This window comes from Caulobacter segnis (genome assembly GCF_031454995.1).
Classification (GTDB): Bacteria; Pseudomonadota; Alphaproteobacteria; order Caulobacterales; family Caulobacteraceae; genus Caulobacter; species Caulobacter segnis_E.
The window spans coordinates 701,265-724,614 of the sequence record NZ_JAVDRV010000001.1 but is presented as its reverse complement, the minus strand read 5'-3'; the positions used below and the strand labels follow the sequence as shown (position 1 = coordinate 724,614).

Below are 23,350 nucleotides of genomic sequence, written 5' to 3'. Positions count from 1 at the left end.
CCTCCAATCGCGCTTTCGTTAAGTAGCGATTTGACAGGCATTCGAAAGCATTGTTACTCATTGAGACATAAATATGATGCAAACCGAAAGTTTCGGAATTTGCATCTCACAAGGTGAGGAAAGGGGTTGCGGATGTCGCGTCGTCCAAATCAACGGGGATCCATGATGGCCGGCGCGGGCGTCGCCGCTCTGCTTTGGGCCGGCGTCGCCGCGGCGCAAGCGCCCGCCCAGGTCGCCGAGGACCAAACGGTCGAGGAGGTCGTTGTGGTCGGCGTGCGGGCCAGCGTGGCCCGGGCCGTGAAGCTGAAACGCGACGCCACTACGGTGCAGGATTCGATCAGCGCCCTCGAACTGGGCATGTTCCCGGACGACAACGTCGCCGACTCCCTCAGCCACATCACCGGCGTCTCGATCTCGCGCACGGCGGGCGGCGAGGGCCAGAAGGTCAGCGTCCGCGGCCTGGGACCAGAATACACCCTGTCGACCTTCAACGGCCGCATCCTCGCCACGGACGGCGCGGGACGCGACTTCGCCTACGACGTCCTGCCCGCCGACGTGATCAGCGGCGCGGACGTGATCAAGGGGGCCGAGGCCGCCAACACCGAGGGCGCGATCGGCGGTCTGATCAACCTGCGATCGGCCAGTCCGTTCGACCGGCGCGGCCAGCACGGCATCGCGCGCCTTGAGGGTGATCGCAACCAGATGTCGGAACTGGACGGCCGCAAGCTGTCGGCCGTCTACAGCAACACCTTCGCCGGCGACACGCTTGGCCTCCTGCTCGGCATGGTGCTGGAAAAGCGTGACGACCGCAGCGACGTGGCCGGCAACGACGGCGGCTGGACGCGCAACGCCGACCCGACCGACGAGAGCTGGCTGTACGGCAACGCCTGGGGCGGGTCGATCGACCCGAACGGCAACGGCGTGCTGGATCCCGAGGAATACGGTCTGATCGGGCCCGGCCAGTTCCGTGTGGGCTCCATCCTTGAAAAGAAGAAGCGGCGCGCCTTCACCGGCAAGCTGGAATGGCGGCCAACCGACAGCTTCACGCTCGTGGTCGACGGCCTGACGACGAAGCTCGACTCGCCGCAGGTCGGCTATCAGCAGTCGTTCTACCCGCTCTACGCGCCGAACCGGTGGTCGAACATCGTGGTCAAGGACGGGATCGTCACCAGCTTCGACATGAACAATCCGGATCCGGAGCTGCGCCTCAATCCGGAGCTGCTGAACCAGACGTCCTATCGCGTCGTCGAAACCCAGCTCTACGGCGCCAACGCCCAATGGATCGTGTCGGATCGACTGACGATCACCGGGGATGTCTATCGCTCGACCTCCAAGCGTCATTCGGGCGGTCAGGACAGCTACGTGGTCCTGCGCATGAACCAGCCCAACACGGCCCATATCGAACTGACGGGCCAGCGCGTGCCCAATGTCACGGTCAATCTGGCGGACGGCCGAGAGCTGGCCAGCGGGCTGCGGAACGGGCAGTTCAACGAAGCCGACTTCAACACCCACTACTTCTCGCTCGCGGGCGACAACATCGACGACAAGATCACGGGCGCGGCGTTCAAGGGCGCCTGGGAGACGCGGATGGGTTGGCTGGACAACGTCCAGTTCGGGGTCAACTACACCGACCGCAAGAAGTCGCGGGACCTGATCAACAACGCGCTGACGGGCGGCGCGGACTACTATTCCGGCAACTACGCCATCAATGTCGGCGCGCTGGGCGGCGACGTCATTTCCAACAGCTTCTCGCTGCCCAACTTCATGAACAAGGTCGACTCGACCTTCCCGCGCACCTTCCTGGCGTTCGACGTCCCGAGCTACCAGAAGGCCCTGGAGGCCTATAACGGCAAGCCGCGTCCAGGCGGCGGCGTGTACGACTATTCGAAGGCCGCGCCGGTCTGGAATCCCCTGCAAAGCTATCGGGTCGGCGAAGAGACGTGGTCCGGCTACGCCCAGGCCAACCTGCAGGGCGAACGCTGGAGCGGCAATATCGGCCTGCGGGTCGTGCATACCAAGACGAACGCCCAGGCCTGGGACGCCAAGATCCTACAGGTCATCGAGAACGGCGCGTTCAACTACACGGCTGTCTATGCCGCGCCGACGGTCGTCGAGCAGAAGAACTCCTACACCTACGCGCTGCCCTCGCTGAACCTGAACTACCGCTTCACCGACGAGCTTCGCCTGCGCTTCGGCGCGGCCAAGACGATGGCGCGTCCGTCGGTCGCCACCCTGGCGCCGACCAACACGACCGAAAGCGTCTCGTGGGGCGAGTTCACCCAGATCTACAGCGGCAACGCCAAGCTGAAACCCTATCAGGCCAAGCAGCTGGACCTGTCCCTGGAGTACTATTTCCGACCCAACTCGGTGTTCAACGTCGCGGTGTTCCGCAAGCACATTACCGACCAGATCACCACCAGCTGGGAGCCTGGCCAGGACATCGGCGTGCCGGGCCACCTGTTCAATATCAGCCGCCCGATCAACGGCGACTACGCCAAGGTCAAGGGCGTCGAGGTCGGGCTGCAGCACTTCCTGGACAACGGCCTGGGCGTGCGGGCCCAATACACCCGCAACTGGGCCAAGAGCTGGGTCGGCGACCAGGAGCGGCCGCTGGAGGGCATCGCGCCGTCGGTCTATTCGCTCGGCGTCTTCTACGACCGGGGACCGGTGTCGCTCAGCGTCTCGGCCGATCGCACCGCAGGCTTCACCACGGCGGTCAACGTACTGGGCGCCGGTTACAACGAAAAGGCCGATTCCATCACCTGGGTCACCGCCCACGCCGCCTACAAGATCAACGACCGCGTGGACATCTCGCTGGAAGGCCAGAACCTCCTGGACGAAGCCAACACCTACAGCATCAACGGCAACCCCATGTTGCCCCAGGGCTATTATCGGTATGGCGCCTCGTACAAGCTGGGGGTCAGCTACCGCTTCTAGGGGCGGCGCCCCGGCCAAGCGCCCGGAGGGGTCATGGACCTCAACGGGCGCGGCTGCCTCCGCCGAGGCTGTCGCGCTAGTCGCGCTGGGTCGCGGAGGCTGACCGCATCTCCCCCTTAGAGAGCCAACACCATCGCCCCTATGCCGGGGTCGGTGCGGCCCGGCCTGCCGGTTTCGACGCGGCCGGCATAGCGCCACAGGCTGTCGGCGTTCGCCGTGTCGGTCAGAGTGAAATCGTACCACAGGTCGCTGGCGGCGAGATCGAGGTCGATTTCACGCTGTTCGTTTGGCTTCAAGGCGATCGTCCGCTGACGCGAGGCGCCCGGAGCGACGGGATAACGCGGGTCGACGCCGAGGGAGAGCATTGCCTCGCCCGAGGTGTCATTGCGCAGGCTCAGAATGACCTTTCCGGCGGCCGGATCTTCGCGCAGAGCGACCCGGACATAGCCGCTCTTGGACGGCCGGCCGCGGAAATGGCGGTAGAAACCGTTGGGGCCGTGGACGGCCAGATCGTAGGCTTCCTTGTCTTTGTCGTTCCAATGCGCCGCCGTGTGGCGCTCGCCCGCGACCAGCGTGTAGTGCCAGGGCGCGTTCAGGCCATAGGGCGCGTAGTCGTGGATGGTGAAGACCGCCGCCTGGCCGCCGGTATTGGCCAGCTCGACCAGCAGGTCTTCCCCGTTCGGTCGCAGGTCCGCCCCCAGGCGATAGGGTAGCGGTCGCGCCGGCCTTTGGGTTCGGGGCTGCTCGGCGGGAACCTGGACCGTGGGGATCTTCAGGGCGGGCTGGCGCGCGGCATGAGCCAGGCGCCGCGTGTAGTCGTCGGTGGACGGCAACTCGACGCTCCGCGCGTTTGGCGTCTTGAAATCGAAGCACGAGGTCAGATCGCCCGACACCGCGCGCCGCCAGTCCGAGATGTTCGGCTCCAGCACGCCGAAGCGCTTTTCCAGGAACTTCAAGGTCGAGGTGTGGTCGAACACCTGCGAGCATACATAGCCGCCACGGCTCCACGGCGAAACGACGATGGCCGGAACACGAATGCCAAGGCCCAGCGGTTGCAGACCGCGGACGCCAGGATGGGGATGTTTGTCGTAGTCCTTGAACTCACCGGCCACGCTGACGCCGCTGTAGCCCCGCGTCTCGTCCGCGGCGGGCATGGGCGGCAGCATATGATCGAACAGGCCGCCGGCTTCGTCGTAGTTGAGAATGAAGACGGTCTTGGAGAAGACTTCGGGATGATCGACGAGAGCCTCGATCAGCTTGGCGGTCAGGTTCTCGCCGTCGGCGGGCGTCCAGCGCGGGTGTTCGGACAGCGCGGCCGCCGTGACGATCCACGACACTTGTGGCAGGCGCCCGGCGGCGATATCGGCGCGAAAGGCTTCGACGAGTTGCTTGCCGTCCGACCGGGTGCGGTCGGGACCGTCCTTGTGCTCGGACACCCAGGCGCGGCCGCGTTTGTAGAGGTTGGAGGCCTTGTCGCAAGGGCGGAAGGGCTTGAACACCGACAGGATGTTGTCGCCGAAATTGTCGTATTCCTGATAGACTTTCCAGCTCACCCCCGCCGCCTCCAGGCGCTCGGCATAGGTCGTCCACTCATAGGCCTTGATCGGCCGATCCGTGGCCATGTCGGCCGAAGGGGTTTCGTCCTCGCCGTAGTTGCTCATCACCGGATCGCCGCCCACGCGCCCACCGCCGTTGCAGCCGGTCCAGAGATGCAGGCGGTTGGGATAGGTCTGGGTCAGGGTCGAGCAGTGGTAGGCGTCGAGGATCGTGAAGGTCGAGGCCAGGGCGTGGTAGTAGGGCAGGTCCGAGGCCTTGTAGTAGGTCATCCTGTGCTGCAGCTGCCGGGAAACGCCCCACTGATCGAAACGCCCGCCATTGACGATGATCGTCGCGGCGCCGTGCCCCTGATCCGCGCCGTCGACGACATAGGCGTTGGCCGTCCTTGAATCGGCCCAATAGGGCTGCACATAGCCGTCCGGGTGCTGGTCGCTGGGCTGACGCCAGACGGTATGGCCATTGCGCAGACGCAAGGGCCGCGGATCGCCCAGACCGCGAACGCCGGGGAAGTCGCCGAAATAGTGGTCGAAGGCGCGGTTCTCCTGCATCAGGATCACCACATGCTCGACGTCCATGATCGTCCCGGTGCGGTTATTGGCCGGGGTGGCCATGGCCTTTTCCAGCGTCGCCAGCGTGGCGGCGCTCAAGCCGGCGGCGCCCAGCGCCTTGAGGAAATGGCGGCGGTCAGCGGTCATGGCGACATCCCTCGGCTATGGGCGGATCACTGGAACGGAGACGTGAGCGATGTCGGCCAAGCCGGTTTGGCTGTCACCGACAGGATAGACCCGTGACACGTTTGATGCGCCGGCCCCGGTACGCGGGTGTGAACGGCCGGCCTTGTTGCACAAGACCAGGCCGCGCCACCCACGGTCCCCCGATGGCCCGCCCAACATAATATCTACTTATGATGCTGTTGGTATATTGTAGCGATGTAATGATCTCGTGACGGCGTCGCCTACTCCTTGAGCGCCGCCAGGAGGTGGCGCTCAAGGAAGTCGTCGAGGTCGTCGGTGACGGCGTCCTTGTCCTTGGCCAGCTCATCGATCCGGCGCAGGGCGATCGCCTGATCGGCGAAGGGTTCGTTGAGGAAGGCCAGTTGCTCCGCGTCACCCATCGCCCCGCCTTGCAGCGCCAGGGAAATGCGGGAATCCTTCGATAGGCCGTCCATATAGCCGGGCTCCACGCTGCACAGATAGCGCTTGGCGGCCACGTGCAGGCGGATGGGCTCGCTGACCGACGGCGGGAAGCGCTCCGCCGCCCAATCGGCCCCGAGGGCTTCGTGAAGATCGTCGACGCCCTCTTCCGCCGGAGCCTCGCCCAGGTCGTGGATCATGTGGCCGACGTCGTGCAGCAGGCAGGCGATCACGAGGGAGGGCGACAGCGCCTGCGCCTCGGCATGGGCGGCCGACTGAAGGGCGTGTTGAAGCTGGTTGATGCCATAGAGGCCGTAGGGGCGTCGGGCGTTGCCCAGATAGATGTCCCGGATTTCGTCGAACAGGACTTGAGTTGGTGCCGGCGTTGTCATAAAAATATCAAATCCATCACACGATGATATTCGATATTCTTATATCGCGTCCTTCCTGAGCCCAGCAAGGCGAATAAAGGCCGACACCGCCGGAATCTCCATGTTTTCCCGCAGGGTGACGATGTAGACGCCGCCGGTGCGCGGCATGCCCTGGACGGGCAGGGCCTTAAGCCGAACGTCGTGCCCGGTCTCGCCGTCCAGAATGCAGCCGAAGCCAATGCCGTGGGCGGTGGCTTCCTTGACCGCTTCTCGGCTCTCGACGATGAAGCCGCGCTCCACGCTGTTGGCGCTGCGTCCCAGGGCGATCTCCGTCAGGGCGCGCGTCACCGAGCCCTCTTCGCGCAGGACCAAGGGCAGGCCGCCAAGTTCGCGCGCGTCGATGTGCTCGCGTTGGGCGAAGGGGTGATCGACGGGGACCATCAGGTTCAGCGACTGTTCGAAAACCAGGTGGCAGGCCAGGACCGGGTCGGGCTCCAACAGCGAGATGATCGCCACATCGGCCCGGCATTCCATCACGTCCTGGGTCAGCGAGCGCGTATTGCCCAGCCGCGTGGAAATCTCGATGTCGGGGTAGGTGCGCCGGAACTGGCTGATCAGCTGCATAGTCGCGGGCGGCGTCGAAAAGCCGATCGACATACGCCCCCGCTTCAATCCGCTGAAGAGATTGGCGGTCATCTCGAAGTCGTCGACACGGCTGATGACCAATCGCGCCCGCGTATAGAGCTCGCGGCCGGCGTCGGTCAGGTTCTGGTTCTGAGTGCGTCGGTTCAGAAGCCGAACGCCGCAGATCTGCTCGAGCGCGTTGATCTGATTGGAAATGTTTGGCTGGGAAACGCCCAGCACCGCGGCCGCGCGTGAGAAGGAGCCTTGATCGACGACCGTGACGAAGGCCTTCAGCGCCCCGATCGACAGGCTGCCGGTCTCGCGGCGGCGGGTACGCTCGGCGCCATCGTCTGGCGAAACGGCCATGATTCTCTCTTCGATAGGTGACAGGCCCGGACCATACAAATCAGGACCGGAAACTCAAACAGACGCGGCCCAACAGGCAGTCACTGGCCTCGCGGCCAAAGAAAAGCCCTTCCGGCGCGAACCGGAAGGGCAATCGAGAAGATCGGGTCGGATCAGTAGGAATAGGCGACGCGCAGGATGAAGTTCCGGCCCGGCTCCATATAATCCTTCTGATACGTCGGGTTTTTGCCCTTGGTCGTGTAGTAACGGTGACCATCCAGGATGTTCTGCACGTCGAAGTCGACGGTCAGGCCCTGACGAATGTTGTAGCGCGTGTGCAGGTCGAGCGACTTGTTCGGCTGCACCCACTTGTCGACCGCGTTGTCGCGCGTGTCTTCGATGTAGGCGCCTTGATACTGATAGCTGAGTTTGGCTTCGATGCCGTATTTCTGATAGGTCAGCGAGGTGTTGTAGATCAGGTCCGGCGCCTGCAGGAACGTGATCGGGTGACCGCGACGATAGGTGAGGCCCGTTTCGGCCTCGGACGTCTGCGAGGTGACGTTGGCCTCGACGCCGAAGCCGTCGAACGGCGCCGAAAGGCCTTCGAACGACTTGATCAGGTTCAGCTCCACGCCCGTCAGGGTCGCGTCCTCGCCGTTCTGCGGCTGGGTGATGGTGATCATGCCCTCCTTGGTCGGAGCGCTGACGGAGCGACCGTTGGTGAAGATGAAGTTCTTGATCTTCTTGTGGAAGACGCCGATCGACACCACGCTGGAGCGATCCGGATACCATTCGGCCGACAGATCGAAATTGACCGACTCGCCGGGCTTGAGGTCCGGATTGCCGCGGCTGATGGCGATGATTTCCTTGGTCGCGGGGTCGCGGGTCACGCTTTCGCCCCGCGAGATGTTCGAATATTCCGGACGCGAGAAGCTGGTCCAGATCGCGCCGCGATAGACCAGGGTCTCGCCCTGACGGTAGACGGCGGTGATGCTGGGCAGGACGTTGGTGTAGTCGCGGTTGGTCTTGCCGAAGCCCGACGTCGTGGCGTCGGTGATCCAGGCGGTGGTTTCCACCTTGGTGTGTTCGACGCGAGCGCCGCCGACGACCTCGAGCCCGCCCGACCGAAGGTGGGCCAGGGCGTAGCCGGCGTAGATGGTCTCCGAACCCTTCTTGTCGTCCTTGTTGAGGTCGGCGGTCGAATAGGTCACCGGATTGGCGGCGCGCGCGGCGTTCACCGCGGAAATGACCCGTTCGCGGCTCAGGATCGAACCGTAGTAGTAGCGGTCCTTGAAGAAGCCATCGACCTGGCGCTCGACCAGGCCGGAGGCGGCCAGCGACTTGCCGTTCAGCGGGGTGCCGGACAGATCGCCTTCCCAGATCGGCGTGGAGTCGTACTCACGCTCCGACTTCAGGTACTTGAAGCCGGTCTTCACATAGTCGAACAGGCCGCTGACCTCGTATCGCGCGTCGAGCTTCAGCGCGGTGCGGGCGTCGGACTGCTTGTCCTTGTTCATCGATGCGCCGTCGAACGGCAGCAGGTCGTCGCGGTGATCGACATTGGCCGCATAGGCCGGCAGTTGCGCCAGCGGGAAGCGCGGATCGGCCGATGACCACAGGATGCCGGTCGAGGTGAACATCGGGTCGGTCGAGCACTTATCGCAGTTGTAGCCGATGCCGTAATACAGCGGCGTGCCCTTCTCGCCGTACGAGTAGCTCAGGTCGTAGTCGAGGGATAGGCGGTCAAAGCGGCTCTGGCCTCCGGCGTTGATCGTGTAGAGCGAGGACTTCTGGTCCTGGGACTCGTGGGTGCGGGCGAACTGGAACGCCCGCGGGTTCCACACGCCCGAGCGGCCGAACAGCGACCAGTACGAGTTGCCCGACGCACGGTCGGCGTCGGTGATCAGGCCGTCCTTGTCCGTGTCGACGATCTGGCCGACGGTGTAGCCGTAGATGTTGCCCTTCACCGGATCGCGGCCGGTGATCACCTGCTCCGGCTGCGACAGGTTGGTGTCTTCCAGATTGACCTGCGTCAGGCGCTTGGTCGGACGGCTGCGGAAGTCGGTGTAATCGTTGGTGCCGGTGCGGTTCAGCTTGGCGTACTGGCCGCGGACATAGAAGTTGTGCTGGTCAATCTGATAGTCGGCCGAGAAGTTGCCGCCAAAGCGTTCCTGTTCGCCGCGACGGAAGTCCAGATCGATGCCCGGCAGGTACATTGAGCGGCTGTCGATAGCTTCCGTCGAGTCCTTCCGCCAGCGGTAGGGCTCCCATTCGCCGTCGTTCTCGGACTCTTCGTTGGTGTAGTGGCTCTTGCCGTAATAGACCGAACCGAACAGGCCAAAGTCGCCATTGCCGAACTTGCGGGCGCCGTCGATCTGGATCTGGCCGCTGCCGGCCGGCTCGTCCTGCTTCTGGGCGCGATCATTGAGGCCGTAGGAGGCGAAGACGCGCAGGGTGGGCTTGCGGAAGTCGAACGCGGTCGGGGTGACGAAGTTGACCGACCCGCCGATGGCGTCGCCGTCCAGGTCCGGCGTCAGGGTCTTGTTGACCGAGATCGCCTTTAGGCCGTTGGGTGGCAGCACCGTCATCGACATCTTGCGCGAGCCGGAGTCGGTCAGCGCCACGCGCACGCCATTGATCGAATAGGCGTTGTAGGTGCTGGCCAGGCCGCGGATCGAGACGTATTCGCCTTCGCCGGTCTCCTGGTTGACGACGACGTTGACGCCCGGGATGCGGGCCAGGGCGTCGGCCACGTTCGCGTCCGGCAGCTTGCCCAGATCGTCGGCGGAGATGACGTTGACGACGCCGGTGGCCTTCTTCTGGTCCTGCAACGAGTTGGCGGTCGACAGGCGCTGACCCGTGATGACCACTTCGCTGACGGTGTCGTCGGTCGCCGGTTTGGCCTGGTTCTTCTGGCTTTGATTATTCGCCGACTGAGCATGAGCGGCCGAAACGAAGGCAAGTGCGAATAGGCTGGCGCCGGTCAGGGCCGCGAGCTTGACGCGCGATGGCGGGCTGAACATGGATAACTCCGTTGAATGTGTCCCGACGCCCGCCCAGGCGCGCGCCGTCCCCTCCCGCCGGCGAACGCCTACGGGCTAGCGACCTGAAGGCCCGGCAACGGACCGTTCAGGGAGAGATGTGCGAGGCTGGGTCCCGTCCGCGTTGCGTCGTTCGTGAAGCCCCCTTACGAACGAGATATCAAAAATACAAATGAGACCGTATTTCACATACGATTAAAGTATGACGCCTTGTTGACGGTGGGCATCGACATTCCGGCTCTTGTTTCCGGGGCGCCCGCGGCCCGTGGGGCGAAGGGGGGCGCGGGTGTCCAAGAAGATCGACCTCCAACCTGCAGGTCGCCGCCAGAAGCAAAAGTCGCGTTTCTGGAGCCGTGTCGACGACAACTCATGGCGCATTGCGGTCGAATGGTCCCGCCGCCCGCGCGCGAAATTTGGGCGATCACCAAGCTATCGCGATGGTCTGGCGTAAATGAGAGCTGAATTCCAGCTCAGCGCTAAACCCTCGCGAGCCGGAGGCGCGCGCCTTTGTGCTCTTGGGCTGTCACGTTAAACGCGCCCGGCCGCACAGGGGGAATACCTGGCCACCCCAGGCGGTAGCCGCCCACGCGGCGCGAGCCTGCGCGCATAAGCGTTGGGCGGCTGACCAGATGACGTTGGGTGTTGAAGGTCTTGTAGACGGCGGCGTGGGTGGTGAGAAAGCGCTGAGCGGAGGCTGGGCTCTTAAAGCCCCGCATCCTCCGCTCTCGCTGTCGGATCGGCAGGTGTGAGTTTTCCGCCCTGTTGTTCTCATGCAGGCCGCCCGAAAGATGCAGGTGGCCATGCTTCAAATCCTCTCCGGTTCGATGGCTGGCCGCGTCGGCGTCGCGGCGGCGCTGAACGAGGCTGTCGAGCACCTCGCCCTCGTCGTTGAGGACCCGGCTAAGGGCTGAGACGGCGCGGGACGCCTCTATTGCGAGGTGAAATAGACGGTGGCGGTGGAGGTTCGGCCTTGATTGTCCTGAATGGTGTACTGGAACGATCCTGAGCCCGTCCATCCGTACATGTCGCCTAGCCAGATGTTACCAAGGTCGTGGGCCATGCGTCCGACCCCAGGATTGGTGACCGATAGGATCGTGATCTGGTTGCCGCTATCGTTCTCCATGGGTTGGAAGAGAACGGCGCTGTCCTTGGGGACTATGACGCTATCGTTGCGGGCGACGGGCGGGGGATTAGGGTTTGGCGCGGCGGTGGTGGTTACCGTGGCGGTGGAGGTGCGGCCGCTACTGTCGGTGATGGTGTACTGGAAGCTGGTGGTGAAGCCGCCTTCGCCCATGTCGCCGACCCAGATATTGTCTTCATCGAAGGCGGTTCGGCCCACGGAGGGTTGCGTAGCGGCCGTGATTCTGAGGCCGGTGCCGGTGTCATTGTTTTTGGGCTGAAAGAGCGCGGCGCTGCCGTAGGGCACGGTGATGCTGTCGTTGTTGGCGACGGGTGGGGGGCTGGTTGCGGCGGTGACGTTGACCGTGGCGGTGGAGCTTCGGCCCCTATAGTCCGTGATGGTGTACTGGAAGCTGGTGCTGAAGCCGCCCGCGCCCATGTCGCCGACCCAAATGTTGTCGTCATCGAAGGCGACGCGACCGATCGAAGGTTGCGTGGCGGCCGTGATTCTGAGGCCGGTGCCACTGTCGTTGTTCTTGGGCTGAAAGAGCGCGGCGCTGCCAAATGGCACGGTGACGTTGTCGTCGCGGGCGACCGGGGCGCCTGCGGATGGGGTGACCGTGATGGTCGCGGTGGCCGGAGAACTTGTCCCACCAGCGTTGGAAGCGGTGTACTGCAACGAGGTCTGGCCGGTGTAGTTGTTCGCGGGCGTGAAGAAGATGGAGGTTCCACTGACGCTGGCCGTTCCCGCGCTGGACGGCGGAGCCGAGGTGATCGTCAGGCTAGTAGGCGTCCCGCCAGAGATATTGAGACTGAGTGGATAGGAATTCGAGCTCCCGGCGTAGTTGCCCACGACCGTCGTGGTGGAGGCCGAGGTCACTGGAGGAGCGACGGCGGCGTTGATGGTGACGGTGATCGTGCCTGTGGCGGTCCCGCCTTTGCCGTCGGAGACGGCGTAGGTGAAGCTGTCGGTTCCGCTGGCGCCGCTGTTGGCGGCGTAGGTGACGCAGGTCGCTGCGGTGCGCAGGCAGTTGGCCGTGTAGGACACCGAGCCCTTGCTGGTGTTCCAGCCGCTGACGCTGGTCAGGAAGAAGGCGTCGCTGTCGGCGTCGGTGTCGTTGGACAGCGGATTGAAGGATACGGCCGCGCCGGTGGAGACGCTGACGCTGTCGTTGTTGGCGACGGGAGCGCTGTTGCCGGCGGCGGTGACCACGCGGGTCCGGTTCTGGGCCTTGTCGTAGGTATAGGTGGTTGTTGAACTTGGGCGGGTGACCCCCACCAATCGTCCGTGGACGTCGTAAGTATAGCCGGTCTGTACGGACTGGGCCTGACCGTCAACGGAAGTCGAGAGCGCGACCAAGATCGCAACAGCACTCGCAGCGTGACCAAAGCGCGCCATGCCCACCCATTCCCCAACTTGAAATCGGAACACAGCCTGGCATTGAAAAATTGATTTTGCAATGTTGACTTGAGCGCGGGGGCGCGGCCAAGTTCATATTGATTAGCCGCATTCGCGGTGCTTGGGGGCAATCCATGGTTTGGTCGGCAAGGCGCCACAGCCGCCTCGGGATTGTGAATAAGTTGGTGCGTGTCGCCGCTTCTGGACTCGTCGCCGCGAGCGTGCTGGCCGGGACGGCGGCGGCCCAGACCGCGCCACTGACCCCTCCGGACATTCCGATGATGAGTCCGACGGGCGTCAGCATGACGGACACCACGCTAACTTACACGACGACGGATTTGGCGATGGGCCCGCTGAAGCTCGAGCGCAGCTACTACGGCGGCGCGGAGCGGTCCCGGCACTATTTTGGCTACGGCTGGACTCACAACTTCGACATGTGGGCCTTTTCCATGACCATTGGAATTTTGGGACCCAATCCTCGCCCGATGACACGTGTCGTCATCGGCCGAAAGACCTACATGTTTGATACCCAGGCAAGCGCGACGCCGTTTATGGACGGCCTGCCGAGCGGAGGAAGCGACGGCACAAGGGTCGAGCTCGAAAACGGGCTCATCATGTTCACCGATCGTGACGGGACTAAGTATCGTTTCAATTCGGCGACTGATGGACGCGTGAACTCGGTCACATACCCGAACGGGGTTGTCCTGACATTTTCGTACAATGGATCCTCGCGCTTGAAAATGGTCTCAAGCAACCAGGGCTATGCTCTGATCTTTGACCTAGATGGCGCGGGCAACGTAACGGCCGCCTGTGGCTTCAACCGCGCCGTCACTTACGTCACGACCAGCACGACCTGTGCTTCCGCGACGATCAAAACGAGCTACGGATACACCTCCGGAAACCTGACCAGCGCGACAAGCGTCATGGGCGATGTCGCGAATTACACCTACTATAGCGGATCCCAGCTCAAGTGCCTGACGGAACCTGGGGAGGCCGCCTGTAAGTATACAATGGAGTATATGAACGGTCAGCCGAGCCAGGTCACCAAGCAGACCCTGGCCGACGGGACGTTCTGGTCATTTAGTTGCACATGCGTCTATGCCCATGGGCTGGCGGAGGGGCCATCCCAGGTCGATGGCACGAGTTGGACGGACCCTTCGGGCGCGAGTGTCGGCTTCGATCTCAACGACGGCGTGATTACTGAATATTTTGACCAGGTCGGCAAACGGCGCTTCGTCTACTTCTATAGTGGCCAACTCAGCGGAATGAGTCAGCCTGAGGGCAACCGCTGGTACGCCAATATCACCAACCGCGGCATCTTCTCGGGCGATGTCTTCACCGGTGGCAAGACGGGTGTTAGCGGCTATCCCAACATCACTCAGAACGCCAAGACCTTTCCGACGGGCGACTGCGCGAACCGTATCACCTGCAATTTGCCTCTGACGATCACCGATGGGAACAACAACGTCGCCACCTTCACCTATGACCAGACGCATGGCGGGGTGCTGACCGAGACCAGACCGGCCAACAACGCCGGTGTCCAAGCGGTCGTGCGTCACGCCTATGTTCAACGCACGGCCTGGGTGAAGAACTCCAGTGGGACCTATTCGGCCGAGCCCGCGATCTGGCTCCCCTCCGAGGACCGCGCCTGCAAGACCGGCGCGACCAACGTCGCCGGGAACAGCTGCGCCAACGGCTCTTCCGAAGAGGTTATCACCACGTACGAGTACGGTCCCGACTCCGGGCCTAACACCCTGCTGCCGCGCGGCAAGGCGGTCACGGCTGGCGGAACCACTCTGCGGGTCTGTTACGGCTACGACGCCCAAGGCAACAAGATTTCCGAGACCAACGCGCGCGCTGGCCTCGCGTCCTGCCCGTAATCGCCAAGGTTCAGGAGAGAGAACGCTCATGTCGATCCGAACCCTCGGCGCCCTGTTAGCGACCACGATGCTATTCGCCGTCGCTCCGGCTTCGGCCCTGGCCCAGGCCTCGGCCAGTCCCTACACGACCGGCTTCCGCTACGACGCGGCGCAACGTCTGGTCGGCGGAATCTCGCCCGATCCCGATGGCGGTGGTTCTCTGCTGTTTCGCGCCACCCGCAACACTTACGATAGCGCCGGACGCTTGACCAAGGTCGAGACCGGCACGCTCTCGTCCTGGCAATCCGAGGCGGTCGCGCCATCGGCTTGGTCGGGCTTTACGGTGCTGAAGCGGATGGACATCGGCTACGACAGTCGAGGCCGGCGAATTCGCGAAATTTCTTACGGTGGCGGCGCCGCCATAGGGCTCACCCAATATAGCTATAGCGACGCCGGCTTATACGATTGTGTCGCCGTCCGGATGAACCTCGCGGCGTTCCAGTCGAATCCGCTTCAGTTCAGCCTGACCAACAACGACGCCTGCGCCCCTACGACGCCAGCCAGTGGGGGGGATCCGGATCGAATTACTCGGACCGACTACTTCGCCGATCGCCAAGTCAAAAAGGTAACGTCGGGCTATGCCGTCCAGCCGATGGTGGTGCGGGAGAATACCTATACCGACAATGGGCGCCTGAAGACCGAGGCCGATGGCGAGCAAAATGCCACGCTCCACGAATACGACCCATACGACCGTCCGAGACGGACCTACTATCCATCGAGCGCCAAGAACGCCAACGCCCACAATCCCAACGACTATGACGAGTACGGTTACGACAACAACAGCAATCGCACCTCTTGGCGCCGCCGCGACGGCGGTACGATCACCACGACCTATGACGCGCTGAACCGGCCGAGCACCAAGACGACGACCGCGACGGCGATGACGTCGGGTTCAAGCTTCAGCTACGCCTACGACAACTTCGGCAATCCGACCTCGGTGAGCGACGGAACGCGCACGACGACCCGAAGCTATGACGCCTTGAGCCGCCTGACCTGGGAGCAGGACAACGCGCTGGGGGCAGCCAGCCGTGTGAGCTACGAGTATGACGTCGCGGGGCGGCGAACGAAGCTGATTTGGCCCGATAGCTTCTTCGTGACCTACGACTATGACAACACGGACGCCCTGACGGCGATCCGGCGCGCGGGGAGCGGCTCGGCCTCGGACAGGATCGCGGGCTTTAGCTACGACGATCTGGGGCGCCGTGTCAGCGTCACGCGCGGCGACAACAAGGTCACCACCAGCTACGCGTACAACGCTTCGGACCTGCGGCTTCAAAGCCTGACCCAGACGCCGTCCAGCAGTGGCAACGCGGTCAGCTTTAGCTTCGCGTACAATACCCCCGGACAGGTCACGTTGCGCACCATCAGCAACGCCGCCTACGTCTGGGCGAACCCCAGCGGGACGAGCATTGATCGTCCCTATGGGACGGATGGCCTGAACAGGATCGTCGATATCGGCACGTCGGGGCAGTCGGGCTATAACGCCTATGGCTATGATGGGCGGGGTAACCTCGTCTGCATCGCCGCCGCCGCGCCGGCCTGCACCAATCCGACGATCCGCTATTTCTACGACGTCGAGAGCCGGTTGCGGGGCACCACGGCTGGGGCAAGCCTTAGCTATGATCCTCAGGGGCGTCTGTTCTCGTCGACGACCGTGGGCAACACCACGACGCGCTATCTCTACGATGGGCCTAACGTCATCGGCGAATACAACAGTTCGGGAACGCTGCTGCGCCGCTATGTGTTCGGCGACGGCGCCGACGAGGTGCTGGCGCGCTACTCGGGCTCGGGCACGACGCCCGAGTATCTGCTGGCCGATCACCAGGGTTCGATCATCGCCGCGACCGACAGCAATGGCGCGGTGACGTCGAAGCTGACCTATGACGAGTATGGCGTGCCCGGATCTGGCAACGCTGGCCTCTTCCAGTACACCGGGCAGGTCTACCTCTCGGACCTGTCGCTCTACCACTACAAGGCTCGTGTTTATTCCCCGACCCTGGGACGGTTCCTCCAAACCGACCCCACCGGCTATGACGACGGCCTCAACTGGTACGCCTATGTGGGGAACGATCCGCTGAACCGGTCGGACCCGACCGGCAATCTCAGCGAGGGTCTGACCACCGGTAGCGGCAGCATCTGTGGCGTCGGTGACAATTGCTCGACGATTATCTTGAGCGGCGATGGCGGCGATGGTGGCGGTGGAAATTCGAGTGGCTCCGCTGGTACGCTCGTTCTCGGTGCCGCTCCAATGGGGCATAACGGAGGGCCACCTTTGGAGGGGGTTGCCTCCGGTTGCGCTGCAAATCCAATACTGTGTGGTGTTCTTGCTGCTGCTGCGGTCACCCTTAAAGGGGATACCGCGCGTACACCGACGGATCGCATCATCCAAGATCACCTCACGGCTAAAGATCTTGATGCAGCTCGGCGCGAACTGAGGGGGGAGGTTGTCGCAAGGCGTTGGAATGGGACGCCATATGACCACGTGAAAGAAGTTCGCGATGCCCAAAATGGGCTTTATAACGAAATCAATCTCTTCAAGAGGGTGTTGTCTCGTCCCAATCTTTCGCCCGAGAATCGCGCCTTTTATGAAGCTGAGCTGAGCAAGGCTTCGAAGGCTTTGGACTACTCAAAACAGTTTGTGCCGAGATGATGGAGCTAGTTGATCGGTTGCGCAGCGGCTTTGCAACTTCGTCAGACTTGATGGAGGTCGAGCGCATTTTTTCTAGAAATGAGATTGAATTTACGGAGCGAGCGATCTCGTCATATATAAGAGGTGTGCGAAGTCCAAACATTCAACTCTTGATGAAGATGTTAGTTTCGCATCCGAGCGCCTATGTGCGCTCGGAAATCATTAAGGGGCTTAGCTATCAGGGCTGGGTATCTGATGATTTTCGCAGAATTGTGCTTGAATACGCTGAAGGTATACCGGGAGACGATCGAGACTATGTACGTCTTGCTTCGCTCTCGGCGTTGCCGGGGCTCGCTCCCGCAGAGCTTGCCAGACAAAAATTGAAACTGGCCTTAAATGCTGACAACGAGGTTGTTCGCGACGTGGCTGTGGAGGCGGCGCAAGTCTATTGCGGCGTTTCACGCGACGATCTGCATTGGGGGCGCGGAGACGGCGAATTGCTTTGGTCGGTCGACCCTAAGGTTCGCCGTTGGCTCGACGCTGAGATGCTGCATTAAGGTCGTGCTCGTTCCAGTTATCAGAAGAAAGGCCGACCTAACGTCCAACGGGTCTATCACGTTTAATCGCGTGAGGTTGCAGAGCCCGAATACTTGGGCGCCTCAGGCGGTAGCCGTCGCCCACGCGATGTGGGCCTCGGCACGGAAGCGCCGAAGCGTTGGGCGGCTGACCAGGTGACGTTGGGTGTTGAAGGTGTTGTAGACGGCGGCGTGTGTGGTGAGAAAGCGCTGAGCGGAGGCCGGACTCTTGAAGCCCTGCATCCTTCGCTCCCGCTGCCGGATCGGCAGGTGTGAATTCTCCACCCTGTTGTTCTCGCGCGGGCCACCCGAAAGATGGAGGTGGCCGCGCTCCAGATCCTTCAACGCCGCGGCGTAGGATCTGAGCCCGTCGGTCGTTATCCGCTCCGGCTCAATGGGCTGGCCGCGCAACAATCTCACCAGGAATGGCCTGGCCGCATCGGCGTCCCGGCGCCGCTGAACGAGGATGTCGAGCACCTCGCCCCCATCGTCCGCGGCGCGCCAGAGGTGGACGGGCTCGCACCGACCCGGCGGCCCATTTCATCAAGACACCGGCGCGACGATGGCTTCGGCCGCGGCGCCTTCAGGCGGCGCGCGATCGCGGATCCAAACTTCCTGGCCCAGCCTCGGATCGTCTCGAAGTTGGCTTCGACGCCGTGTTTGGTCAGCAACGCCTCGACATCACGAAGGCTCGGTCGAAAGCGAAAGTAGAGCCAGTTCGCGTGCGGATGATCTCGGGCGGAAGCCGGTGACGTTTGAACGAGAGGCCCTTCGGGACACGCTCCGGGTCCAGGGACAGCGCTGGATTGTCGAGTGGGTTTCCGCGCCAGCGTTAAGGTGTCGGCATCCCGATAGGATGCCGTGGTGGCGTTACGCGCCGATCTTGCCATGGTTCAGGGCCAGACCGATGGCGGCCCATAGCGCGCCGGCCGCGGCGCCGACTCCCACGGCCCAGCCCAGGATACGCGCATGGCCGCGCTCGAGGACGGACAGGCGTTCGGCGTGGTTGTTCAAGCGCTCGTCCTGCCGCGCTTGCTGATTGAGAAACTGTTCCACGCGCCCCTCGACCCGGCCCATGGCCATTAGGACTTCAGAGGCGATCGATGGCTCGTTCATGGGGGCTCCTTCCATCGGAGGGGGTGAAAAAAATAGGGCCGCCTCTCGCGATGAGAAGCGGCCCTTGCTCCACGCGCCTGGCGTGGAAGGTTAGAGAACGAGGGGAGACAGAGCGGTCGTCACGGCGGGCAATAGCACGCGATCGACGGCCTCCTGGGTGGGGTGAAGCCTGTCAGGCGTGTCCGTAAGGTTCGGCGTTCCCCAGGCGGCGCGGATGTCCAGAAGCGTCAGGCCATGGGCGGCGGCGAAGTCTCTGTCGTCCTGATAGTAGGCTTCGAGGTTCGGCCGCAGCGTGGTGTCCGGCACGCCGTTCATCGTCAGCACGAAGATCCGCATCGCTGGATTGGCGGCTAGCAAGGCGTCCTTGATGGCGACCTTGTTCGCGCGGGCCTGGCTGATGGAGATGCCGTTGTCGGTGACCGAGTCGTTGATCGAGAAGGTTTCGAAGAGACACGCCGTCGGCTTGTGCTGGGTGACCCGGAAGACATTCTCGATGCCCCATTGCGAGGTCGTCGAGCCGGCGCCGACGTCATAGACGCGGATCGGCCGGCCGGCGACCGCCTGGAGATTTCTCTCCAAGCGGCTGGTCCAGGACGTCGAAAAACGCCCCGTCGTGAGGGACGTGCCGTAGCACGCCACGGAGTAGGGCGCGCGGATCATAGGTATTGTCCGCGTTCGTCGGTCCAGCCGTAGACGCCCAGCGCCAGCGTGTCGGACGCGTTGTCCGAGTGCGTGTAGACTTGGGCGTTGCTGTCGGTCCAGACGTCGCCGTCCCAGACGGCGTAGGTTTCGTCGGAGTTCGAGGCGTTCTTGTAGATGCCTCGGCGGATTTGCGCGCGCTTCAACGTGGTCAGTTGCGGCACGCCCAGCGCTGGATCGTAGACCCCGCTGAACGATACGGCCTGCGTGCCGCCATTGCTCTGCATGAAGATGCGGGCCTTAACCGGCACGCCGCGCGGAACGCTGATCTGACGCAGGTAAGGACCCGATCCGTTGCCGACCCCGGCGAAGTCGGCGGTTCGGGTCGCCAGCTCGAAGTAGTCGTTGTGCTGGACGAATTTCTTGATGAAGCCCGAGGCGTCCGTCATCACCGCGCCGAGACGGCGGAAGGCCGCGTAACCGGTGGGCAAGGTCGGCGACAGCGCCGAGGTCGAGAATAGCACGTCCAGCGCGCCGTCCGACGTCTTGCGGATGAGGAACACATGGTAGCTGGTGTTGGCCACGATGGCCGCCGAGGTGTCCCGGCCGCCATTGCCCGTACCGGCCGCGAAGGTCTGGTCCAGACGCTTCGTAAGGCCGGTGGTGAGGCGAAGGTCGTAGACGTCCGAACTGTCCCGGGCCTGGCCGGCGGCGATGTTCAGATGGGTATTGGGCGCGGAGCTGTTGTTCGAGAGGATCAGGCCGAAGATCGAGCCTCGAGCCAGGGTGGTCGCGCCGCCACCCGCCAGGGGCACCGAGGTGGCGCCGCCGTCTTCCGAATAGCGCAGCGTCGAGCCCGACTTGAAGATCATCGTGCTGGAGCCCGCCCAGCCCAGGATGCCGGTCGCGCCGACGGAGATGTCGGTGGTGGCTTGCAGAGCGCCGCCGGCGTTGATGTTGCCGTTGAAGTTCAGCGTCCCGTTGGCGCGCAGACGCATGCGGTAAGTGGGACCGCAGTACATCTCGACCATCGGACCCGTGCCGTCGACCGAGTGGGTGATGTAGCTGTCGCCGGCGACGTTGCCGTACAGCACCGGATAGTTGCCCGTGGCGTCAGAGCCGCGGCCCGAGGTGCTGTTCTCGGAGGCGTTGAGATAGATCCGCTGAGCGGTCTTCAGCTGGATGGCGGCCTGGCCGTCACCGCTGAAGTCGGCCTTGACCGTGTCCAAGCCGACCCGCCACCTGCCGGAGACGACGTGGCAGGCGTCACCGGGCTTGGTCCCTTCGCTCTTGAACAGGGTGCCCAGCCAGGTGGCTGAACGGGCGCCGGTATCGTTGTTGCGGAGGAAGCTTTGCACCATCCCAATGTTGCCGACGTCGAAATCGCCGCCCTGGCACTTGAACTGGGTCTCGAAACCAGTGCCGAACTGGCCGTCGCCGTAATAGATGATCGAGCCGCCATACTGGCTGGCGGTCGCGCCTTCGAAGACGTGCGTCTGGCCGGGTAGAGGTTGGTACTTGTGGCGCATACGGACGGTGGAGCCGTAGCTGTCGCCGCCCCCCGTGGTCTCGACCATGATGTGATCGAACACGTGCTGGGTGCGGGTGCCGTGAGTCACCGTCGCGCCGACGGCGTAGGCCGTGGTCAGCGCGGGGGTGAACGAGATCGTGTTGCCGGAGACCCCGGTCAGGGTCACGCGGTCGACGATGTTGGAGGCGGTGCCGCCGCCGACGCCGCCCAGCGTCGAGAAGCCGATCACATCGCCCACGCTAAAGCCGACAGCGCTGTTGAGTTGGACGCTGGTCGCGCCGGCGCTGGCGGCCGCCGACAGGTGAGCGGAGGCGCCGGACCAGCCGGCCCCGGTTTCCATCCAGCCGTTACGGGGAATGGTGGAGCCTTCGAAATAGCGCTCATCCAGGCCCCGGCGGACGTTCTGACCGATGATCACGCATTGCGGGCGGGTGAACTTGTTGTCGCCGCCGAACCACGGCGTGGCGTTCGGGGGCCAGGGGGTGGTGTAGGCTTGCGGGTACTGAGCGGGGGCGGTGGCCATGAAGGCGAAGTCGGCTGGCAGAACCGTGCCGTTGCCCAGCCGAATCTTGCCGGGGCCCCAGAAGCCCTTGCGCAGATTGTCGATCGAGCCCGAATTGTAATGGATGCCTTCGGGTATGTAGACGCGATCGACCGTGGTGTCGGCCGTGGCGGCGTCGAACAGCGCCTTGACGTCGGTGACGCCGGTCGGATCCAACGTGCCGTAATCGCCCAGCGATTTCAGGTTAGCCGACATGGGCGAGCGCTCCTCGCTGGAAGCGGATGGTTGTGTTCATGATAGGGGATCCTGTCGTGACGCCTTTGAAGGCGATTTCGAAATTGGAAGCGCGGGCGGGCGTTTCGCGCCGCGCGATCGAGGTGGGCTTGAGGGCTCGTTTGCGCCGAGCCTTGCTGGGCGATCGAGCGCTACCTTGGCTTAGGCATTGATCGCCTGGTCCATCTCAAAGCGGGCTCTTCGGACTGGACGACGCATCGCGCCGGAGTCATCCCGCTCAGCGCATGCCCCGTTGGACGGAGGGGCGCTTGAGATTCAGTTCGGGTCGGGCTCGGTCCAGTCGGTCCCTCGGACGAGCGCCATGAAGCCTCCAGCGGAGGCGGTGATGTAGACGCCCGCCTCGGTCAGCGAGAACTCGCGACCGAGGCGGAGCAGGACATAGGGAAGCGCCAGGGTGGCGAGCAGGTAGGGAACGGACATGACCCGGCCGATGGCCAGCGTCTTGTTGTCCGCGCCCGTGAGAACCTGCAGGACCCTCTCGACCAGACGCCGTGAGAGGGCCGCGAGGGGCGGTGTCTGCATGATAGCCTCGTGAGATTGTCCTTAGCGGCAACTTAATTGCGATGGTGCAATCGCAATTAAGTTGCCGGGCGAGACGACTAGATATCAAGGGAGTAGCGGATGTGGCCGCGCTCCCCGGGGATCTGGTCTCGCGCTTTACGAATAGGCACCCCGACCTCGACCAAGTCGGCAATTCGGCGTGGCAGGGCGGCGATGCGATAGAGGTGTCGCGCTTCGAGTTGCGACAGACCCTTGTCGCGCCAGTCCATTAGGTGGGCCAACACTGTCCTTTGCTGAGGCGTGCCGTCGGCTTGCACCTGTTTGATGGCGGACAGTTGAGCGGGGGTGGTGTTGACGGAGGTTCGCATGGCGGATCTTTCGGTTAGGGACCGGAGTCCCGTGAACTTGACCAAGGCGACGACGTCGAATGACGGGCAGGCTTTCAGCGACGTGCTCGGGGTGATCTTCCCGTCGCGATTTAGGCCTGGCGACAGGTCCCGATGGCCGACACTCCTAGCGAGGCGAAAGGCTTGCCTGAAGCTGGCCCGCGTAGGGCCGAGCCCTAGAATTGGGCGGGCGTGAAGTTGTTTTCGGGCGTCTTGCCCGCTGGGGCCACGCCACCGATCAGGCGCATGCCGACCGATGGGCCATTGAAGCCCTCCACGTGCGCGCCGACGGCGCCGTCGACGGGATGCCAGCCTCGACGGCGCCGTCGCGTCGAACGACGTAGTGGTAGCCAATGGCGGAAAGTCCCCGCGCGCGGTGGATCTTGTCGATCTCCTCGCGCCCTCCAACGTTGTGATCGCCGAGCAGTGAACCACCAGCACGTCGATGGTCTTGCGTTTGTGAAACAGCGTGAGACTCGCGTCCGGTCAGGTCGGGAACAGGGCGGCGTCCTGGGGTTCACGGCGTCGAAGTGGCGTTGTGATTGTGCGATTGCAATTATTCCCTTGATTGATGGCGTAGCGGGCTTCTAGCGTCCGAACGTTCAGGCCGAGCGCGTTGAGCCGTATCAGGATGAGCGTGGGGACCGGCTGTCCGTGCTTCCAGAACTGATCGGCGGCGTTGATGGCCAGCGTTCGCAAATGGGCGATGTGGTCTTGGAACATTTTAGTCTC

At 63.4% G+C, this 23,350-nt stretch carries 15 protein-coding genes and 2 pseudogenes; 4 read left to right on the top strand and 13 right to left on the bottom strand.

Annotated features, from left to right (window positions below; translation table 11 throughout):
• Positions 1–132 precede the first annotated feature (132 nt).
• Positions 133–2,937: a TonB-dependent receptor gene (locus J2728_RS03350; RefSeq protein ID WP_309996338.1), complete on the top strand. Its 2,805-nt coding sequence runs from the start codon at positions 133–135 to the stop codon at positions 2,935–2,937.
• Between the two features lie 116 nt (positions 2,938–3,053).
• Here J2728_RS03350 and J2728_RS03345 read toward each other — a convergent pair whose 3' ends face one another.
• The 6 genes and pseudogenes from J2728_RS03345 to J2728_RS03320 all read right to left on the bottom strand — a co-directional run bounded on the left by J2728_RS03345 (position 3,054) and on the right by J2728_RS03320 (position 12,406).
• A complete protein-coding gene (locus J2728_RS03345; RefSeq protein WP_309996336.1) occupies positions 3,054–5,189 on the bottom strand; it encodes a phosphocholine-specific phospholipase C in 2,136 nt (711 codons plus the stop codon).
• Between the two features lie 260 nt (positions 5,190–5,449).
• Positions 5,450–6,019, bottom strand: coding sequence for an HD domain-containing protein (locus J2728_RS03340; RefSeq protein ID WP_309996333.1), 570 nt, complete (start codon positions 6,017–6,019; stop codon positions 5,450–5,452).
• Between the two features lie 39 nt (positions 6,020–6,058).
• A complete protein-coding gene (locus J2728_RS03335) occupies positions 6,059–6,988 on the bottom strand; it encodes a LysR substrate-binding domain-containing protein (RefSeq protein ID WP_309996330.1) in 930 nt (309 codons plus the stop codon).
• 152 nt (positions 6,989–7,140) lie between these two features.
• Positions 7,141–9,990 carry a TonB-dependent receptor gene (locus J2728_RS03330; RefSeq protein WP_309996327.1) on the bottom strand — a complete coding sequence of 950 codons (2,850 nt, stop codon included), beginning with the start codon at positions 9,988–9,990 and terminating at the stop codon, positions 7,141–7,143.
• Positions 9,991–10,616: 626 nt separating this feature from the next.
• Positions 10,617–10,781, bottom strand: a pseudogene (locus tag J2728_RS03325) (DDE-type integrase/transposase/recombinase); the annotation flags it as partial.
• A 155-nt stretch (positions 10,782–10,936) separates the two neighbouring features.
• Positions 10,937–12,406, bottom strand: a complete 1,470-nt coding sequence (locus tag J2728_RS03320; protein ID WP_404979691.1) for an Ig-like domain-containing protein — start codon at positions 12,404–12,406, stop codon at positions 10,937–10,939.
• Positions 12,407–12,711: 305 nt separating this feature from the next.
• Between J2728_RS03320 and J2728_RS03315 the strand changes: the two genes are divergently transcribed.
• From J2728_RS03315 to J2728_RS03305, 3 genes are read left to right on the top strand one after another with little or no spacing between them, the layout of a single operon-like run.
• A complete protein-coding gene (locus J2728_RS03315) occupies positions 12,712–14,406 on the top strand; it encodes a hypothetical protein (protein ID WP_309996320.1) in 1,695 nt (564 codons plus the stop codon).
• A 28-nt stretch (positions 14,407–14,434) separates the two neighbouring features.
• Entirely contained in the window at positions 14,435–17,095 is a 2,661-nt protein-coding gene (locus tag J2728_RS03310) for a polymorphic toxin type 28 domain-containing protein (RefSeq protein WP_309996316.1), read from the top strand.
• The gene (locus J2728_RS03305; RefSeq protein ID WP_309996313.1) at positions 17,092–17,631 is read left to right on the top strand and encodes a HEAT repeat domain-containing protein; all 540 of its coding nucleotides are present in this window, start codon (positions 17,092–17,094) and stop codon (positions 17,629–17,631) included. The genes J2728_RS03310 and J2728_RS03305 overlap by 4 nt, the downstream gene beginning before the upstream one ends.
• A gap of 102 nt (positions 17,632–17,733) precedes the next feature.
• On the opposite strand, the pseudogene J2728_RS03300 reads toward J2728_RS03305, so the two are convergent.
• The 7 genes and pseudogenes from J2728_RS03300 to J2728_RS03270 all read right to left on the bottom strand — a co-directional run bounded on the left by J2728_RS03300 (position 17,734) and on the right by J2728_RS03270 (position 23,341).
• Positions 17,734–18,442 (bottom strand): annotated as a pseudogene (locus tag J2728_RS03300) (IS6 family transposase).
• Between the two features lie 77 nt (positions 18,443–18,519).
• Positions 18,520–18,765, bottom strand: coding sequence for a hypothetical protein (locus J2728_RS03295; protein ID WP_309996311.1), 246 nt, complete (start codon positions 18,763–18,765; stop codon positions 18,520–18,522).
• A 90-nt stretch (positions 18,766–18,855) separates the two neighbouring features.
• The gene (locus J2728_RS03290) at positions 18,856–19,425 is read right to left on the bottom strand and encodes an SGNH/GDSL hydrolase family protein (protein ID WP_309996308.1); all 570 of its coding nucleotides are present in this window, start codon (positions 19,423–19,425) and stop codon (positions 18,856–18,858) included.
• Positions 19,422–21,692, bottom strand: coding sequence for a hypothetical protein (locus J2728_RS03285; RefSeq protein WP_309996305.1), 2,271 nt, complete (start codon positions 21,690–21,692; stop codon positions 19,422–19,424). Before J2728_RS03285 ends, J2728_RS03290 begins: the two co-directional genes overlap by 4 nt.
• 294 nt (positions 21,693–21,986) lie before the next feature.
• Entirely contained in the window at positions 21,987–22,253 is a 267-nt protein-coding gene (locus J2728_RS03280) for a hypothetical protein (RefSeq protein WP_309996301.1), read from the bottom strand.
• A 77-nt stretch (positions 22,254–22,330) separates the two neighbouring features.
• On the bottom strand, positions 22,331–22,600 hold the full coding sequence (locus J2728_RS03275) for a helix-turn-helix domain-containing protein (RefSeq protein WP_309996297.1): 270 nt from the start codon (positions 22,598–22,600) through the stop codon (positions 22,331–22,333).
• A gap of 504 nt (positions 22,601–23,104) precedes the next feature.
• Positions 23,105–23,341, bottom strand: coding sequence for a hypothetical protein (locus tag J2728_RS03270; RefSeq protein ID WP_309996294.1), 237 nt, complete (start codon positions 23,339–23,341; stop codon positions 23,105–23,107).
• Positions 23,342–23,350: the final 9 nt, after the last annotated feature.

Coding starts and splice junctions, on each gene's coding strand:
- J2728_RS03275 (WP_309996297.1), bottom strand. CDS start 22,600: ATGCGAACCTCCGTCAACACCACCCCCGCTCAACTGTCCGCCATCAAA.
- J2728_RS03270 (WP_309996294.1), bottom strand. CDS start 23,341: ATGTTCCAAGACCACATCGCCCATTTGCGAACGCTGGCCATCAACGCC.
- J2728_RS03310 (WP_309996316.1), top strand. CDS start 14,435: ATGTCGATCCGAACCCTCGGCGCCCTGTTAGCGACCACGATGCTATTC.
- J2728_RS03280 (WP_309996301.1), bottom strand. CDS start 22,253: ATGCAGACACCGCCCCTCGCGGCCCTCTCACGGCGTCTGGTCGAGAGG.
- J2728_RS03295 (WP_309996311.1), bottom strand. CDS start 18,765: ATGAACGAGCCATCGATCGCCTCTGAAGTCCTAATGGCCATGGGCCGG.
- J2728_RS03335 (WP_309996330.1), bottom strand. CDS start 6,988: ATGGCCGTTTCGCCAGACGATGGCGCCGAGCGTACCCGCCGCCGCGAG.
- J2728_RS03330 (WP_309996327.1), bottom strand. CDS start 9,990: ATGTTCAGCCCGCCATCGCGCGTCAAGCTCGCGGCCCTGACCGGCGCC.
- J2728_RS03285 (WP_309996305.1), bottom strand. CDS start 21,692: ATGTCGGCTAACCTGAAATCGCTGGGCGATTACGGCACGTTGGATCCG.
- J2728_RS03305 (WP_309996313.1), top strand. CDS start 17,092: ATGATGGAGCTAGTTGATCGGTTGCGCAGCGGCTTTGCAACTTCGTCA.
- J2728_RS03340 (WP_309996333.1), bottom strand. CDS start 6,019: ATGACAACGCCGGCACCAACTCAAGTCCTGTTCGACGAAATCCGGGAC.
- J2728_RS03345 (WP_309996336.1), bottom strand. CDS start 5,189: ATGACCGCTGACCGCCGCCATTTCCTCAAGGCGCTGGGCGCCGCCGGC.
- J2728_RS03350 (WP_309996338.1), top strand. CDS start 133: ATGTCGCGTCGTCCAAATCAACGGGGATCCATGATGGCCGGCGCGGGC.
- J2728_RS03290 (WP_309996308.1), bottom strand. CDS start 19,425: ATGATCCGCGCGCCCTACTCCGTGGCGTGCTACGGCACGTCCCTCACG.